The 16,635-nt window shown below is 68.8% G+C and carries 13 protein-coding genes; 8 read left to right on the top strand and 5 right to left on the bottom strand.

Features of this window, described 5'->3' with window-relative positions; translation table 11 throughout:
- Window positions 1–142 precede the first annotated feature (142 nt).
- Complete coding sequence (locus AC061S_RS25350; protein WP_478688200.1) at window positions 143–1,729, top strand: alpha/beta hydrolase; 1,587 nt, start codon at window positions 143–145, stop codon at window positions 1,727–1,729.
- A 318-nt stretch (window positions 1,730–2,047) separates the two neighbouring features.
- On the opposite strand, the gene AC061S_RS25345 is transcribed toward AC061S_RS25350, so the two are convergent.
- Window positions 2,048–2,653 carry a dihydrofolate reductase family protein gene (locus tag AC061S_RS25345; RefSeq protein WP_478688199.1) on the bottom strand — a complete coding sequence of 202 codons (606 nt, stop codon included), beginning with the start codon at window positions 2,651–2,653 and terminating at the stop codon, window positions 2,048–2,050.
- Between the two features lie 1,277 nt (window positions 2,654–3,930).
- On the opposite strand from AC061S_RS25345, the gene AC061S_RS25340 reads away from it, so the two are divergent.
- From AC061S_RS25340 to AC061S_RS25325, 4 genes are all read left to right on the top strand, one after another.
- A complete protein-coding gene (locus AC061S_RS25340) occupies window positions 3,931–4,638 on the top strand; it encodes a hypothetical protein (RefSeq protein WP_478688198.1) in 708 nt (235 codons plus the stop codon).
- Between the two features lie 63 nt (window positions 4,639–4,701).
- Entirely contained in the window at window positions 4,702–5,118 is a 417-nt protein-coding gene (locus tag AC061S_RS25335; protein WP_478688197.1) for a hypothetical protein, read from the top strand.
- Window positions 5,119–5,448: 330 nt separating this feature from the next.
- On the top strand, window positions 5,449–5,601 hold the full coding sequence (locus AC061S_RS25330; protein WP_478688196.1) for a hypothetical protein: 153 nt from the start codon (window positions 5,449–5,451) through the stop codon (window positions 5,599–5,601).
- Window positions 5,602–6,101: 500 nt separating this feature from the next.
- Window positions 6,102–6,311, top strand: coding sequence for a hypothetical protein (locus AC061S_RS25325; RefSeq protein WP_478688195.1), 210 nt, complete (start codon window positions 6,102–6,104; stop codon window positions 6,309–6,311).
- Window positions 6,312–6,809: 498 nt separating this feature from the next.
- Here AC061S_RS25325 and AC061S_RS25320 read toward each other — a convergent pair whose 3' ends face one another.
- From AC061S_RS25320 to AC061S_RS25310, 3 genes are all read right to left on the bottom strand, one after another.
- Window positions 6,810–7,769: an SDR family oxidoreductase gene (locus AC061S_RS25320; RefSeq protein WP_478688194.1), complete on the bottom strand. Its 960-nt coding sequence runs from the start codon at window positions 7,767–7,769 to the stop codon at window positions 6,810–6,812.
- Window positions 7,770–8,944: 1,175 nt separating this feature from the next.
- Entirely contained in the window at window positions 8,945–11,326 is a 2,382-nt protein-coding gene (locus tag AC061S_RS25315; protein WP_478688193.1) for an NACHT domain-containing protein, read from the bottom strand.
- Window positions 11,327–11,580: 254 nt separating this feature from the next.
- On the bottom strand, window positions 11,581–12,051 hold the full coding sequence (locus tag AC061S_RS25310) for a hypothetical protein (protein WP_478688192.1): 471 nt from the start codon (window positions 12,049–12,051) through the stop codon (window positions 11,581–11,583).
- A 1,383-nt stretch (window positions 12,052–13,434) separates the two neighbouring features.
- Between AC061S_RS25310 and AC061S_RS25305 the strand changes: the two genes are divergently transcribed.
- Both AC061S_RS25305 and AC061S_RS25300 read left to right on the top strand, forming a co-directional pair.
- The gene (locus tag AC061S_RS25305) at window positions 13,435–13,905 is read left to right on the top strand and encodes a hypothetical protein (RefSeq protein ID WP_478688191.1); all 471 of its coding nucleotides are present in this window, start codon (window positions 13,435–13,437) and stop codon (window positions 13,903–13,905) included.
- A 172-nt stretch (window positions 13,906–14,077) separates the two neighbouring features.
- Window positions 14,078–14,884: an outer membrane protein assembly factor BamB family protein gene (locus AC061S_RS25300; RefSeq protein WP_478688190.1), complete on the top strand. Its 807-nt coding sequence runs from the start codon at window positions 14,078–14,080 to the stop codon at window positions 14,882–14,884.
- A 588-nt stretch (window positions 14,885–15,472) separates the two neighbouring features.
- On the opposite strand, the gene AC061S_RS25295 is transcribed toward AC061S_RS25300, so the two are convergent.
- Window positions 15,473–15,604: a hypothetical protein gene (locus tag AC061S_RS25295; protein ID WP_478688189.1), complete on the bottom strand. Its 132-nt coding sequence runs from the start codon at window positions 15,602–15,604 to the stop codon at window positions 15,473–15,475.
- A gap of 320 nt (window positions 15,605–15,924) precedes the next feature.
- Here AC061S_RS25295 and AC061S_RS25290 point away from each other — a divergent pair, with 320 nt between their 5' ends.
- Window positions 15,925–16,515: a hypothetical protein gene (locus AC061S_RS25290; protein WP_478688188.1), complete on the top strand. Its 591-nt coding sequence runs from the start codon at window positions 15,925–15,927 to the stop codon at window positions 16,513–16,515.
- The last annotated feature ends 120 nt before the right edge of the window (window positions 16,516–16,635 follow it).

The raw sequence follows: 16,635 nt of genomic DNA, 5'->3' as shown, positions 1-16,635 counted from the left end.
GTGGGGGTTACCCCCTGGGAATTGGGAGGTCACCCGTAGTGAGGGGGTCGGCTGCTCCGCCTAGCGTCTGACGGGTGAGACACATACGACTGGCACCCCCGACCGCGACGCCCCCCTCCCACCGCCCCGAGGAGACCTCGTGATGACCGTGGCCTCGGCCATGCGCCGCACCTCGGCCATGCGCCGCGCCTCCGCCGTGGGCCTCGCTCTCGCCGTCTGCCTCGGGGTCGCCCCCGCCACGGCCACGGCGGTTCCCGGCGCGCCGAAGTCCGCCTCCGGACTCGACCGCTTCTACAACCAGCGACTGGGCTGGGGCAGCTGCGCCGAAGGCCCGGACGACACCGTGGGCCGTGGTCTGGACGCAGCCGGCGTGCAGTGCGCGGACGTCACCGTGCCGCTCGACTACACCGCCCCCCGGGGACGTACGATCACCGTCGCGATATCCCGGCTCAAAGCCACCGACACCCGCCACCGCATCGGCTCGATCCTGCTCAACAACGGCGGTCCCGGCGGCACCGCTTTCGAATCCCCGCCGGAGTTCCACGCCTGGATGAAGAAGACGGGACCGCGGTATGACATCGTCGGTTTCGACCCGCGCTTCGTCGGCCGGAGCACCCCGCTGGACTGCGGCTGGCCCGTCGGCACCAGTCTCTCGTCGGCCGGTCTCGACCGGGCAGCCTTCGAGCGCCAGGTCGTCCTCCAGAAGGACCTGGCCGCCAAGTGCAGTGCCACCGACGGCACCAACACCGCCGCCGTGCTGCCGCACGTCAGCACCCGCAACACGGCCCGCGACATGGACGTCATCCGCGGGGCGCTCGGCGAGCGGAAGATCTCCTACTTCGGCTACTCGTACGGCACCTACCTGGGCACCGTCTACACCCAGATGTTCCCGGGCCGAACCGACCGCATGGTCCTGGACGGAGCCATCGATCCGCGCAAGTTCGGCCCCCGGTTGCTGCGGGAGGCCGTTGGTGAGAACGAGCAGGCGCTCGCCGGCTGGGCCGCGTGGGCTGCGGTCCGCAATGACACCTACGGCCTCGGCCGCACCCGCGACGAGGTCCTCGCGACGATCGACCGCCTCATCGAGCAATCCGCACGCCGCCCGATCACCGTCGGCACCGGCCCGGACACCTTCCACCTCGACGACACCCTGGTCCCGTTCGTTCTCGTCGCCGGGATCGACAGCGACACCGACGCGTCCCGGGCGGCCCTCGGTGAGCAGGTGTTCGTACTGAACCGAGCTGCTGCAGGGCAGCCAACGGAACTGTCGCCGCAGTTCGCGGGGATCCTCCGTCTCGTGACGACCGGCGAGCAGTCGCACCACGGCAGTGTCCAGTCCGCGGTCATCTGCGGGGACGTAGCGGCCCCGAGCGACCCCGAGGTCTACTGGCGCGACATCGAGCGGAGCCGTGCCGCGCACCCGCGCCTCGGTCCGCTGGTGAACAACATCGGTCCGTGCGCCTTCTGGGACCGGCCCCGCGAGGAGCCCACCGAGGTGAAGCGCGACGCCAAGATGCTGATCGTGTCCGCCACCGGAGACCCGCGCACCCCGCACACGGGGGCCGTCGCCCTGCACGGCCTGCTGCCCAGCTCCAAGCTGCTCACCCTGAAGGACGCCAACCGGCACGCGGTCTACGGCCTCTACGAGAACGCCTGCGTCGACGACAAGGTCAACCGGTACCTGGCCACCGGCAAGCTGCCCGCCACTGACCAGACCTGCTCCAAGTAGGCCGACAGGCCGGAGCAGACCAGTGACTCGGCCATCCCTTCCCAGCAATGACCGTGGCTGACGTCGCCTTGTGGGGCCGAGTGGAACGCCAAGTCTCAATTCTTGTGACTGAGCGATTCAGTTGGCCCCATCGGCCATGTAGGGCGCTCAGGCCGCGAGGCTCTGCCCAGGGAAGCGTCCAGCGGCGCATCCGATCCGGAAGGTTGATCTTTGCGGAGACTGCGGTCTGCAGCCGCTGGCCGGTGCCTCTGTTAGGTCTTGCTCCGGACCCGGCGGCGCCGGGCTGGCGGCTGTCGAGACCGGTGGAGGGGGCGACGGTCAGGCAGGGATGCCGAGGGGCGGGTGGTCGAGTACGCGGGGCTTGTACTCGACCAGTTGGATGCGGCCGTCGAAGGTGCGGTGCTGGGTCATCTCGAGGGCGACGTCGGGATAGCCGTCGTAGATGCGTTCTTCGCCGGTGGCCCCGGTGATCACGGGGAACATGACGACCCGGAAGCGGTCGACGAGTCCGGCTCGTAGCAGTGACCGGGACAGGCTGAGGCTGCCGATCGTGCTGAGGAGGCCCGAGCCGCTCGACTTCATGGCGCGGACCGCCTCGACGGCGTCGTCGCGGACGAGCGTGGAGTTGGCCCATGTCAGTGGCTCCTCGAGTGAGGAGGAGAACACCACCTTGGACGCTTGCGTGAGCTCGTCGACGGACGCTTCTTCTTCGGGCCTGAACTCGTCTTGGCCATTGGGGACCTGGCCTGCTGCGAAGCCCGACATGAGGCGGTAGGTGTTCGCTCCCATCAGGTAGGTGGCTGGGGGCTGCTCGCCGAGCCATGCGAGGTACTCCGGGCCCTCGAGGCCCCAGAACCCGGGCCATCCCTCTCCCGATGCGTGGCCGTCGAGGGAGGTGATGAAGTCGACGAGAAGCTCCGACATGGCGGTGTCCTTTCCTGGGCTGTCACGAGCTTGGACTGGCCGCGAGCCACGAACTCATCGGCCGCGCTGTGGAGCAACGAGAAACCCATGACGCTGCAGCCGAACAGATCGGCGGAGCGCCACCCGCGGACGGCCGGGCCAACCGTCAGGCTCAGCCGGGTCAAGTACAACGGTCAGGGGCCAACTGAAACGCTCAGTCCACAGCTCTTCCGATCGAGTGAGTCACGAGCGGTTAGGAGCACCTCCCAAGGGCCGTGAGGCCGTCAGCGCCCCGCTGGCGAGCTTTGAGCGGAGGGAAGGTCACATCACCTGAGGGTGTACGAGATCGGGCCCTCTAGGCCCCGTTCTGTGGGTCGGTTTTTGGATGATCTCGTCCGGAATGACCGAACCAGCACCCCACGCCCCCTCCGTTCGAGGTGCGCGGGGGTCGGCAGCTCCTCAGCCCTGGCGGGCTTGCGGTGCCCCGACGGGGTGGCTGAGCAACGTCGGCGACCGGCGGTTCGGTGGAGTGCAAGACATCGCAACGTGGCAGAGACCGGGGATGGGTTGCCGTGCACACGCGCGCGTGATCGTCCTACCCACCGCATCGTCGTGGCTGACGTTCCGTGGTACCGGTCGGAGAAGGGTCGGAGCGGCGGAAGGTCGGAGCGAGCGAGAACCGAGCGGTCACACCCCTCAGGAACGGGGCCTGGGGTACCCGTCGTCCTGGGCAGCAGAAGTGTGTCGTGAGGAGCGGTTCGCTGCTGATGCACCACCAGACGGCACGTCCCGCAGCTGACGCTGCGCAGGCTGGGTGGGCGCTGAGGCCGTCGCTCCAGTTGCGCTCTTTAATAAGAGGGCTCGGCGTTTTTAAGCCTCTGACCTGCGGGTTTGTCGAGGGGTATGTGTCCCCCAGGACACATTTGGTGCTCCGGAATGTGTATCTGGCGAGCACATTTCGCGGAAAACTCAAGCAGCGGTGTAGTTTCTGGACGCGCCAACGGGCCCTGGATCGCCGCAGGTCAGAGAGTCGGACCGATCGGCGGATCGACCCTCGGCTCGAACGCCGGGAAGCCCGAATGTGTCGCCATCGCGACACACATAAATCAAGGAGCCGTGGACTTTCGGGGCTTGCTCGAAAAATAACTTCACGTACCGTGTACTTTTGGCTCGCCGGTCGAACAGGACCCCACAGGGACTCCACGCAGGGGCTACTTCCGACGCGCCGACGCGTCAAAAGACAAGCACTGCTTGATTTTTTGGATACTCTCGGACCGCCTGAGCAACAAGGAGGTCCTGTGACATCTGATCCGCCCGCCCGTCGTCGGCGCGGGCCCCGGCCTGTCCCCGTCCCCACCGCCGAGGGGAACGAAGCGGAGTACGGCGACATCCTGGCCGTACTCGGTCAGCAGCTCGGAGAGAAGGTGGCCGAGGCCACCGACCCCAGCGGCCGTCGCCGGCTCAAGGGCGTCCACTTCGAGTACGCCGCGGACCCGAAGGCCGTCCACGATATGGCCGGGGGCGCCGGATACAGCCTGGCCAGCAACTGGTTCACGCAGCTGCTCGCTCAGCTGGCCGTCGCGAACAGCATCACCAAGTCGCAGCTGTGCGTCTTCCTCTTCGTGGCCGGGGGACAGGTGCCGGGCACCGGCATCACCCCGTACACGCAGCAGGAGATCACGGACGGACTGAACAAGGTCGCTGCCCAGAAGGGCGGCAAGATGATCACGCGTTCGACGGTAAACCGTGCCGTCCAGGCGCTGTGCGGCTACAACTGGGTGGAGAAGGCCGGCAACGGCCGGATCCAGATCAACGTGCGTCTGTGGTTCCACGGCAACAGCACGGCGCAGCACGAGGTGCTCGCCGACATCGCCGAGAAGCACGACTACGACCCGGAGGCGTTCCCGTACGCGATGGGGCCGGAAGGCGCCCATCAGGAGGAGCTGGATCTCGACTTCGGGGTCGAGGAGAGCTTTGGTACGAATACGAGGAAGAGAACCGGGTGATAGCGCTGCCAGGCCAGTACGGCCCGTACACAGGCGACCGTTCACGAGGAAGGCTGTCCCCCCATGGCTAACGTCATGTCTCCGATCGTCGCGGAGCGCATCTGGGCCCTGCCGCTGTCAGGGTCCGCCGTCAAGTTCCTCCAGTACCTGGTCTCCCGCAGCGACTTCGGGGGAACGCTGCCGGTCCGGCAGAAGGACATGGCGGCCGAGTACGGGGTCACCCCCCAGGCCATCAGCGGGCTCATGGCGCCGCTCTGCGACCTGAACATCGTGCTGCGGCCGCGCAGCGAGGAGCGTACGGGCAACTCGTACCGGCTCCACCCGCTGGCGGCGAAGTACGAGTCCCCGGATGCCATGGAGGCGGCGTTCCGCGCGGCCCTCATCCGCATCCAGGCGGGGGACCTGCCGAACCTGAAGCTGCCCACGTACCACCAGGCCCCGCCCGCCGCGGCCGGCAGGCCGAAGCTGCAGGTCGCCTGAGGTCTCGGCGTCCGCCTGCGGACATGCGAATGGCCCCCACCGATGGTGGGGGCCATTCGTGCCTGAGCAACTTGGTGGGCTCAGTATATTCGCCGCAGCCCGGATGCGGGCGCCGTAATTCCCCGGACCTGTGTTCCGTGTCAGGGAGGCGGGGCCACGGGCGTGAAACCGAGGCCGTTCGGCGCCACGACGTCAGTGCGGGGCGGCACCATCCCCACTGAACTATCACTTCACGGGCCTCGTCTGGGCGACCGGTCTCCGCACCGCGGTCGCCTTCTGGTTCGTTGCTCCCCTGGTGGACCACACGGATGCGGATGCCGCGGGGGAGGGGTGTTCCGCCTCTTCCGGCCGGCGGCGGTGGCCAAGTCGGTCACCCTCCAGGCGGTCCGCACGGTCGCTGCGCTGAGCGCAGACGCGCCGGCCGGCGTGGAGCTCCCCGAGATCAGGCGCCTCGAACAGCGCCTGGAGCACTGCCGCTGCTAGGTCCTGTCCATCCTGCTGCTCTGGACGTTCGCCTGGCTCGGGCCGCTCGTGCCCGTGTTCCTCGCCCTGAACAGCCACGCCGAGGATGGGTATCCGTGGGGGACGCCGCTGCTGGTGGTAGCGATCGCCGGAATCGGCGTACTCGCCGAGGCCGACCGGCGCATGCTGAGCCGCTCCCTGCCCCTCGAGTACACGACCGTGGTGGTCGTCGGAGCCGTCGAGGTGCCGGATGGTGCCGGTGACCGAGCACGACGAGGTATGCAACCTCCACGCGGCCAAGGTGCGGCTCGTCGAGGCCAACCAGGCCGCGCTCACCAACCTGTTCGCCATCCTCGGCTCGCTCCTCGCCCGCACGGTGGCCCCGACCCACCTGAGCCCCGGGCCCTTGGCCTCGGCGGAGCTGCTAACGGCGGACCCCAGCTGGGAAGGCCCGCCGCTGGCGCAACGAGACGATCGGCGCGAAGCTCCTCGGCTACGGCCTCTTCGTCGCCGGCCTGATCGTGGTCGGCAAGCTGCTGTCCCTCCTCAACCTGCCGGAGCCGCTGACCTGGGGCCTGCTCGTCCTCATGGCGGGCGCCAGCCACCGCGGACTCAAGCGCTGGCTCCCCGTACCGACCCTCCCCACGGAACTCCTCCCGTCTCCTGACGCAGCAACTCCGGCCGACCCCGGGCCCGTCGCGGAGCAGGTGGGCACGGACTGGTGCCGGTGAGGTCTCCGACTGACGGTGATGAGGCTCCCTGGATTTCCCCACCCCGTGCTCGGGCGCTCCCCACACCTGCTCACGAGATTCCCCAGCCTGCGGCGCACTGAGCTGCGGACGGACGCCGCTCAGGAGGGGCCGCCCGATAGACGGCCAGGTCCAGGGGCGGGACGGACTGTCCAGGGTGGCCGACGGCCAGCGCGCAGCGCCGCCGCAGGCGCCCTTGCCCGGCCGGCAGGCCCGCACACTGCACGAGCGGGCGGCCCCGGCCCACGATGCTCGTGATGCTCGCTGAGACTGGTTCTGACCGTGCTTCCGTGATGACTACGGCTGAAGAACGATGCGGCTCTTGGCGGAGCGAATGAGGCGCGCCCGTGCCACTTGGCCGGGCTGAACGCTTGAGGTGGCCCGGAGGGTAACGGGGGACCCGCTGACCTTGCCGGGTCTTCGCGAGAAGTCGACCAGGGTCCGAAGGCCCCCGCAGACGGCTATTGCGACGTGCCGAGGTCAGCGAAATGAGTCGATGTTCTCGCATACCCAGTCGTCGTAGGTGCGCAGCGGACGGCCAGTGATGTCCTGCACGGACGGCTGCTGGTCGGCTGTCCACTGAGCGAGTTCGGCGAATCGGGCGCCGTACTCTTCAAGGGCGTACAGCGTCACGTCGATCGCACCGCCAGGCCAGCCAAGATGCTGCCAGATCGTCCGGCTCTCGTCTGGCGTCAGCTCAACGGTATCGATGTCGCGGCTGAGAGCGGCGGCGATGCTCCGTATGCGTGAACGCGTGCTCAGCGGCGGGCCCACCGCCTCGATGACCGTCCCAGCGTAGTCGTCGCTGGTCAGGGCCGCAGCCGCTACGGCGGCGAGGTCCTCCTCGTGGATGAATGGGTAGTGGCCCTGGTTGAGGAAAGCCTCACGGACCACCCCGTCGGCGCGGACGGTGTCAGGCCAGTCTGACCCTGTCGCCGGATAGGTCCCCTCGATGACGGCGCCCATCACAGCCGACGGCCGGATGTGCGTCCAGACGATGTCCGAGTGTTCCACCGCCTTCTCGATCGCCAGCCAGAACCAGGTCTCCGGCGGATTCGCCTCCTCATATTCCGGTCCATGAGACGACAACAGGACGATCTTCCTCGCGGCGGCGTTCCGCATCAGGGTCAGGGCGTCCTGGACCGTGGACGGAAGGGCGCCGGCAAGGAAAGCGGCCTCGATACCGTCGAAGGCTCGGGAGCACTCCAGCGGCCGGGTGATGGAGCCTTCGACCACTTCGACCGTGTCAGGCCAGCCGCCGCACTGGTCCGGCTCGGCGATCACCCGCACATGCCGGCCCGAGGTCAACAGTTGTCGTGCCAGGCACCGGCCGACAATCCCGGTCGGGCTGTTGCCTTCGTCCTTACGCGGGCTGACGGCGGTCAGCAGATAGACGCCTTCGGTATTCGGCACCGTCTCGTTCTGCCCGATCTCTTTCACAGCAAGACCTTTCGACGCGTGAGCGTGGATCTTGCACCTGGCTCGGGCGCGGACGGCTTCTACCGTGCCGTGTGGACGCAGAACCAAGGCTGCGGATCGAGATCGATGAGCTTACCAGGAGCAGTGACAGGCCCGCAGCAGGCCATGGCGTCGAGTTGGGAGACGCTCAGGCTGGCTGCCCGCCCTGGACATGGGCCTTCTTTCTGGCGCAGTTGTCACGGAAGCGCGGTCAGAACCCTGAGACTCCCCACTCAGTTGAAGGCCGGACGGAGCGGGGAACCGTGAGTAGCTCTGGCCGTTTTCCGAGATCCCCATCAACGGGCGGCCCTCGGCACGGGGCCGTCCCTTGGCTGAGGCCGAGCTGGCTTCTGCAACAGCCGGCGTCGGGAGAGCGCCTGACTGCGGCCCGCCTGGGAGTGGAATCTCCTGAATGCCTTGCATGCCCGAATCTTGGGAAGTGATGAAAATGGGCCCGCGGTCGCTGTAACGTGCCAGGTCAGGCAGTCTGCTCCCCGCGCACGCGGGGATGACCCCGCGTACGACGCGACCAACCACCCGACGGAGGTCTGCTCCCCGCGCACGCGGGGATGACCCCGTGAAGGCGGCCCAGCCGATCCAGCCGATGGTCTGCTCCCCGCGCACGCGGGGATGAGCCCGCCGAACTGTCCTTCGGCGGAGTTTGGGTGAACTGCTCCCTGCGCACGCGGGGATGACCCCACGGGCACCCCGCTCGGCACGTCCACGGAACTCTGCTCCCCGCGCACGCCGGGATGACCCCCGGCCCCGTTGGAGGAAGCTCACCGTAAACGCCTGCTACCCGCGCACGCGGGGATGACCCCAGGACAGGGCGGGCTCCACCCGAGGTGATCTGCTGCTCCCCGCGCACGCGGGGATGACTCCGCCTACACGGCGTCAGAAGGCGCAGGCCGGCTCTGTTCCCCGTGTAAGTGGGGATGGCCCCGCGCAGATGCTGTTCGGCGCGGCCGGTGATGTCGGGTCCCCGCGTACGCGGGGATGTCTTTTGCCGTGTCCCGAGAAGGGCAGCAAGCACGGCGGCCGTGGACTTTTGTCCGCGGACAAAAGTCCACGGACAAAACGTGGCCCAGGGCCTCCCGTACTGAAGGAGCTGGAGCGTTCCGTCCTCCAGCCCAGTTCGGGCGGTAGCGGCCCGGGGTTCACGCGGTCGGGCGGCGGTTGCGGAGTCTGGCGAGTGCCTTGGCGGCGCGTGTCGTGGTGGGGCCGGCTTGGGCGAGGCGGGTGAGGAGTTCGACGGCCTCGCCGCGGTGCCCGTCCACCTCGGCCAGGAATTCGGCGGCATCCACACGGGCGGCGCTGTCCCAGGCATCGGGGTCACTGGCGATCCTGGCCAGGGCCCGGGCGCCCTCCTCACGGTGCCTGGATAGCCGGGCGAGGGCGCGGGCCGCCAGCACGGGACCGTAGATGTCGTCCTCGGGGTCGTCGTACACCGACATCGCGGCGAGCGGCCCGGCCACGCGTTCGTCGTCGAGCCAGGCCAGGCCGTGGGCGGCCCTCGCACGGCGGCGAACGGACAGGGCCCTGTTCTCGGTCAGGCGCAAGAGCAGCCTCGTGCCCCGTTCTTCGCCCCAGCCGGCCAGGAGCGTTGCGTAGTCCATGCGCTCGTAGAAATCGCCGTAGAGGGGGAGAGGGTCGAGATCGAGGAGAGAGGTGAACAGCGCGACGGCCTCGTGCCGGTACTCGGTCAGTCCGCCGAGGGCCCGTCCGGCCTTCAGGCGGTCCTTGTGAGGAAGCGCGCTGTCGCCTGCCAGGCGGAGCAGGAGGCCCGCGGCCGCGGGCCTGTAGTCCTTCAATCGCGCCAGTTGCTCGGCCGCCCGTACCCGGTTCTCGAACGTCAGGGCGGTGTCGTCGACGAGCCCGGTGAGCAGCTCGGCGCCCTCCGGCCGGTGCCCGGTGACCATGGCCAGGCACAAGGCGGCCACGATCCGGTAGCCGGCCAGCTCCTTGTTCCGTGAAAGGGCTGCGCAATGACGGGCCGTGACGTCATCGGGCAGACCGGTCCGCAGCATGGTCTGCTGGGAGAAGAGTCGTACGGCGGCAACCGGGTTGCGAGCGGCCAGTTCGTCCAGGACCCGCACGGTATTGGTCGCGATGTGGTCGCCGGGGGCGAGGAGCCCGTGCAGGAGGAAGCCCAGGTAGGACGGGTCGACGGCGGGACGCCGGACGGACGGCGCGGGTACGTGGGAGGGGGCCACGGCGCCTTCGGCCCCGTCGTCTCCGGCGGGGACGGGCCGGCGGGGGAACAGCCGCGCGAACAGCTCGGCGCGGGCCCGGACGTCGCGGGTGGCGTGCCGGGCGGCGTGGTACTCGAGCAGGGTGTGGTGGAGGAAGTGGAAGTCTCCCGCACGCTCGGCCAGGAGGCCGGTGGGCCGCAGGAGATCACCCAGGAACGCGTTCCAGAGCGCGGGCCTGACCTTCTCCGGGCGCTGGACGTGCAGATGGGCGGCGAGGATCTCGATGACCGGGGCGGTGTTCCCGTTGAGCCTTTCGTGTGCCACGTGGTCTATGAGCTCAGGCAGTTCGTCACGGACCAGGCGCGCGGCCTGCTCGGCCGCCTGCTGGTCGCGGGGGATCTGGTGCCGCTCGGTGAGGACACGGATCGCCTCGGCGTGGGTGGCGCGGATGCTCTTGTGGGTGTTCTGCTCGTAGAGCAGCTCGACGAAGGACCGGTAGGCCCCGGTGCGTCCCTCGGGCAGGGACCGAGCCGGGTTCGCCGCGTACAGCGGAGACAGCATGGAAGCCATCAGCGGGGTGCGGGCCAGCTCGTGCAGACCTGATGCCTTCAGTCCTGCGGTGAAGCGACGGGCGTGCAGACGGCGTTCGGGCAGTCGGCGGAAGCACCGTAGGGCGTAGGTATCCAGGTCGTCCTCGGTGAAGGGCAGGAGCTCGAAGCGTCCGACGCCGGGTCCCAGCCGGGCCAGCTCGCCGTCGGGCAGGGGGCGGGTCGCGACGACGAAGCGGTACGTCGACGGCTCCTCGCCGCCCTCCAGGGCCAGGCGCTCCAGCAGGGCGACACGGGTGGCGCGGTCGGAGACCTCGTCGAGGCCGTCGACCATGATCAACCAGGGTGTGCCGGAGGCCGGCGGCCGGGTGAAGAAGTCCGCGGTCGGTGCCTCGCGCAGTCCGTACGGGCGGAGTTCCTCGATGACAGCGGATACGAGGGCCTTGGCCAGGAGGGGCTCGGTGGCCAGGGTGGTCGCGCGGATCAGGACCGGGACGGATTGATCCGACGGATTGTGCTCCCCGCCCGCCAGCAGGAGGGCGGCCCTGTCGGAGAGATGGCGGCGCAGCAGTACGGACTTGCCGCCACCCGCTGTGGCCAGGAGCAGCCGGATGCGGTCGGCCCCGGTGAACACGATCTCGGCGGGCACCCGTTCGCTGGCCGAGCCGGGCACGTCACCGGGCACGTCACCAGGCACGTCACCAGGCACGTCACCAGGCACGTCGCCCGGCGCACGCGCGTCGGGATCGCCGCCCAGGTCCGGAGCGCCGGCCCGCTGGTCCTCGGCGAGCTGGCGCACGTAGACCTCGGTGAGCGGGAACGGGCCGGGGCCCTCGGCAAGGCCGGGGTAGGGGTGCCGGCCGGCACTGCGCGCGGCGGCACGCAGATACGAAGCCAGCAGTACGTCGTGCCCGGGGGCGACATCGCCGGACCCCGGCGTCGTCAGGACGTAGTAGTTGACCTGGTCGGCGTACCCGACCGCGAGGCCACCCCCGGAGGCGGTGATAGAGGTCCGGGCGGTTGCGGGTGGGGCTGGGGCGGCGCCGGGCGCGCTCAGCCCTGGGGCGGGCCCGGCTGCGGAGGGTTTCCCATCGAGACGTTCCCGATGCGCAGGGCGGCCACAGAGCCGTGGTCGGCCCGGATCTCGACGTCACCGCCGACCGCGAGTCCGTCGCCCGTCGAGGACACCCCGCCGGCCCGAGCAGGCGCGTGTGTGTCGAGCAGGGCGCGCAGTGCCTCGGCGGCAGACCTCCGCTCGTGCTCACCGAGCGCAGTGAGGGCCGCTTCGAAACGTGCCTGCCACGCGGCCTGTTCGCCGCGGCGCACGACGTCCGCCTCGGCCCCGTCGGCAGTGACCAGTGCCTGCGCACTACGGTCCAGCGCGATGCGTACGCGCTCCTCGTCCTCGTGACCGAACCACCCGGCCACTACCTGCCGCAGCCCCTGCCAGGCACTGGTTCCCGCGGCCTGCACCACCGCGGTGCCCCCCACCGCTGCCAGCGCGGTCAATGCCTCCGTCAACATCCGCCGTCCCCTCGCTCGTTCATCACCCGACGCTGCGACCGTAACGCCCCGGCCCACAGCTCCACAGCCCCTCTCCCGAACAGAGAGCCCCGTCACCCGCCGCCGAAGGAGTCCCGCGGACAAAGCCGACGCCAGTCCTCGACCTTTGTCCGCGGACAAAGGTCGAGGACTGGCGTGCCCCGGGCAAGACGGACGACAGGCAGGCACGCACGCGCGGTAACCGAGTTTCAAGCGCTGGCTCCCGTACGGCGCCCTCCCCAGGGGCTCCTCCCGTCCTTCCCCGCAGCAACTTCGGCCGACTCTGGGCCCGTCGCGGAGCAGGTGGGCACGGACGGACGCTGGTGAGGGACCTCGGGCCGATGGCTGGAACTCGTCACGGGGCCGTCCTGGCTGAGGGCGAGCTGCTCGCTGCACAGTCGGAGTCTGGATGGCGCGACTGCGGCCATCAGGGAGTGGAGCATCCTTAATGTCTTGGATGCCCGAATCTTGAGAAGCGATGAAAATGGGCCTCTGTCCGCTGTAGCGTGCCAGGTCAGTCAGTCCGCTCCCTGCGCACGCGGGGATGACCCCATCCAGGACCGATCGGTCGCCCTGCACCACCTCTGCTCCCGCGCACGCGGGGATGGCCCCGGCATGGCGATGGCGCAGGGGCTTCTGAATGCCTGCTCCCGGCGTACGCGGGGATGATCCCCCGGAAACCACCGCACCCCACGGGGCGGCGCCCTGCTCCCCGCGCAAGCGGGGATGACCCCAGGCCGCGTAGGACGCCGTGGCTGATGCGGGCCTGCTCCCCGCGCACGCAGGGATGACCCCTGCACGGCGACGTGCGGTTCGTCTCCCGATCCTGCTCACCGCGCACGCGATGATGATCCCTGCTGGGCCGGGCTGGTCGCGGTCGGCACCTACTGCTCCCCGCGCATGTGGGGATGGCCCCTCCGCCTTATAGGGCGTGCCAGCCGTGGTGCACTGCTCCCCGCGCAGGCGGGGATGACCCCACAAGGGGGACGACCCGATCAGACCCGTCGTCCTGCTCCCTGCGCACGCGGGGATCACCGCGCCGAGCGAGGGCAACTCACGAAAGCGTCACGGGTACTCCCGCGCACACGGGGATGGTTCCTGCCGTGTCCCTAGTAGAGCCCGGGCAAAGCGGCCCGGACTTTTGTCCGCGGACAAAAGTCCACGGACAAAACGTGGTCACGGGCTCCCGTAGAAGGCCGGGCGTGGCTGCGTAGGTGAAGTCGGAGAGCGCTTGTAGGCGCGAACCGAGAGCGGTTTGGCCCGGTGTTCCCTGCGCAATGTTGCTAGGAACCGAGATCGGCCGGCCGTGTCGTAACGGGATGACTGTCAGGGTGAGCTCACCGTAGTGGGCGAAAGGCGGTTGCAGTGGAGATCACGGTGCAGTGGGTCAGGACGTCCTGGACGAAGCTTTCCCGGGGCGGGGACGCTGCTGCCCGCAGGAACGCGGTGCCGACTGGCTTCCCGGTATCGCAGGTGCCGCCTTCGTTCGCGCACTTCGTTGAGATGTCGGAGTGGGACGGCTTCGTCCCACATGAGTCGATGAAGGACCTTGGCGAAGGCGGGGTCGACTTGCGCGACGAGGGCGACCGGCTGCGGGTGCTGGCGCGTGAGGAGCGCGTGTACGGTATGCCGTCCCGGTCGCGCAGGCCACCAGCAGTGCGCCTGAGCCCGGGCCAGTGGGTCCGCTGGCAGTTGAACTACCGGTTCAGTGGCATCGGGCGCGGGGACTGGTCGTACTGGCTCGACACGCTCAATGTTGCTTATGGGCCCGTTGAGCCGGACGTGTTCCTGTCGGAGCCGCCTGTGTTGGTCGATGAGTGCGGTCCGGTTCGATAGAGCATGGCCACCGCTCAAGGCGCCCCCTGGGGCCCGCCGTGGTTGCGCCAGGTCGCTGTTTGGTGAACGCCGCAATGTCCGTGCGGTCGAAGCGCTTTCGGACGGCCGGATCCTGGCCACGCTCGACGGAGCGCAGCTGGAATCCTGGCTGCCCTCGGGGGAGCGGTCGTGGATGGTTCCGGACGAGGAGGGCGGGCGCGAGATCGCCATCGCCACGGATGAAGCATCCGCGTGGGTCGGGCTCATACGCCGCCGCGGTGCGCGCGACTCCGTCCCGCAGTCGGTCGTCCTGCTCTCCCTCGTGGACGGGGAACAACTCGACAGCATCGTCCCGTCGTCGTTCGTCTCGCTGGTGCGCTGTGCTGACGGGCGGCCGGCCTTGTCGCCGGATGGGCGCGGTAGTGACCGCAGTCGGCTCCCCATCCGGGGTGGACGCCGCATCTACTTCCGGTCGGTCCTCCGGCCCTCGGGTCAGCCGAACTCCTACGAAGGCGAGTCTTGGGCCGCGGCCATGGACCTGCAAGGGCCCGCGACCGCGAGGCCGGTCGTACCCCTCGCTCAGTCGGCCCGGCGGATGTTCCGGTACTCCTGGGAGCCTGGGGAGACACATTTCGGCGGTCCGGGGGTCGAGGTCGAGGACGGAACCCTGGTCCACGCCGGAACCGTGTACCACGGCCAAGGGCTCCAGCCCGGCGGGTCGTTCGTCGTCCGGCGCGAGACGACCGACGGCCGCCCGCGGTGGGTGTTCCGTACCGACCGGAAAGCCACCGCACTGGACGCTGACGCGGCCACCGTCTACATCGGGTACGACGATGGCGAGGTGGTTGCGCTCGACCTGGGTGACGGCACGGTGCGCTGGCGCCAGTACCTCACCGTCGGTTCGGTCTCCGCCGTACCGACCGCTCTCACAGTCACAGCCACCGGCCGGTTCCTCATCGGCACCAGCGACGGCCGCATCCTCGAATGTTCGGCCGTGTAGCGACCCGCCTCCACGGCGTAGCTGCCGCCGAACTGGAGAAGCGATCCCCAAGTCAACCTGACCGCTTCAGCTGAAGCGGTCAGGCACAGTCAGCAACTGGTTGCGTCTCGATGGGGATCTACTCCGTCTTCAGGCGCCGTCGGCCTCGTCGCCCCCGAGCTTCTGCTCGCTGCCATTTCCCGCCGCCTGGGGCCCGGCGGTGTCCTGACCGTCTCGGTCTCTCATCCGGCACGGGCCGGAAGACATCCATCCGCTGACGGCTCGTCCGCGCGAGGGCGACGAGGACGGACCCTGGGCCCACGCCGTCGCCGGCCTCATCGATGCCGGATACCTCACAGTCACCACCGATGGCGACACCACCCTGGCCGATGACGTCCGGTACAGCCTCCGCGCCATCGACACCGACGACGTCAATCCCTACTGACATCCGCCATGTCGCCGAGCACTAACACTTCCTGTCGTCAGCCACTGACGTTCCTCTGTCGTCCTGGACTTTTGTCCGCGGACAAAAGTCGTGCGCAGAGTGGATGTCAGTACGGCGCAGGCTTTTGTCAGTGGGAGGGCTATCGGTAGTTCGTGTTGGCCGAGTCACGTGTGACGGGCGAGCTCGACCGCGGGGACGAGCAGGATCACGGTCAGTGCGGGGATGAGCACCAGGTCCGAAAACACCCCGAGCCGCAGCCCGCCCAGCACGGCCCCGGCGATTGAGCCGGTGATCACGACCAGCGTGAAGGGTCGGTTGGCACCCCGCACCGCGAAGCTACCGTCACGGTTGTAGCGGGCGACCCCAAGCGGCACCTGCGCGATCAGGGGGAGCGCGAGGGGGTCCTTCTGTACGGCTACTGATGCGTAGGGATTCGCGCTGGTTCCAGGTTGTGCCTGGTCAGCAGGATGGAGCTGTTGGCTGGTTCTGCGTGACAGGTGCCGTGTAAGTATCGGGCTTGCTCTCAGGGTTTGTTGTTGGCGTGCAGTGTGATCTGCGGGGCGAGGTGCGGGTTCGAGAGCGTGCATCACAATGTCTGCCTGTGACGAGCACCTGGATGACCACGGCCATCGCGATCATGGGCACGCTGCTGGGCAGCGGACTGACGGCGTTTGTGACCGCTCGGACTGAGCGGCGGAAGAATGAGGCTCTGGAACGGCAGCAGATACGACAAGAGGCCGCACAGGATCGCACTCAGCTTCGTGAACTACGGGCCGAGCACCAGAAATGGCGCCGGGATCGCCGACAAGCCGCCTACCAGGGCTTGATGGATGCGGCGCATGAAGCACAGGGGGCCATCTGGCAACTGGCACGGCTGACGCTGGAGCCCTACGACCAGCATCGCTATGACACATGGCGTGGTGCAGCCATCGACGCGGTACGGGCGACTCGACAGGCTGCGACCACGGTTGAGCTCGAAGGACCCGCTGGTGTGGCGCTGACTGCCGCCGAGTACGCGGAGGCCGTGGATCGGCACATCCACCCGCCCATTCAGTACCTGATGGAACTGAGCAAGGGGCCGCTGACTGATGAGCAGAAGGACCGCTATCGCTCCTCAGCTGAGGAAACCGGCTTTCTCGTGGAGGACATACGGCGGCGCTTGGTTCCTCTCGCGCGTGAGGCTCTGGACGAGTCGATGGTTGCATGATGGGTGGAGCGGCTGTCGGACAGTCGGCGGTTCGCGGCGCGGGCGGCGAACCGCGACCTGACCCGTGCCCTCAACCAGCGAGGCTGCCGCCAGCAGGTCAGCTCGACGTTCAGGCTGAAA

This window comes from Streptomyces sp. CA189, from assembly GCF_056428985.1.
This window is presented reverse-complemented; position numbering and strand designations above follow the sequence as displayed.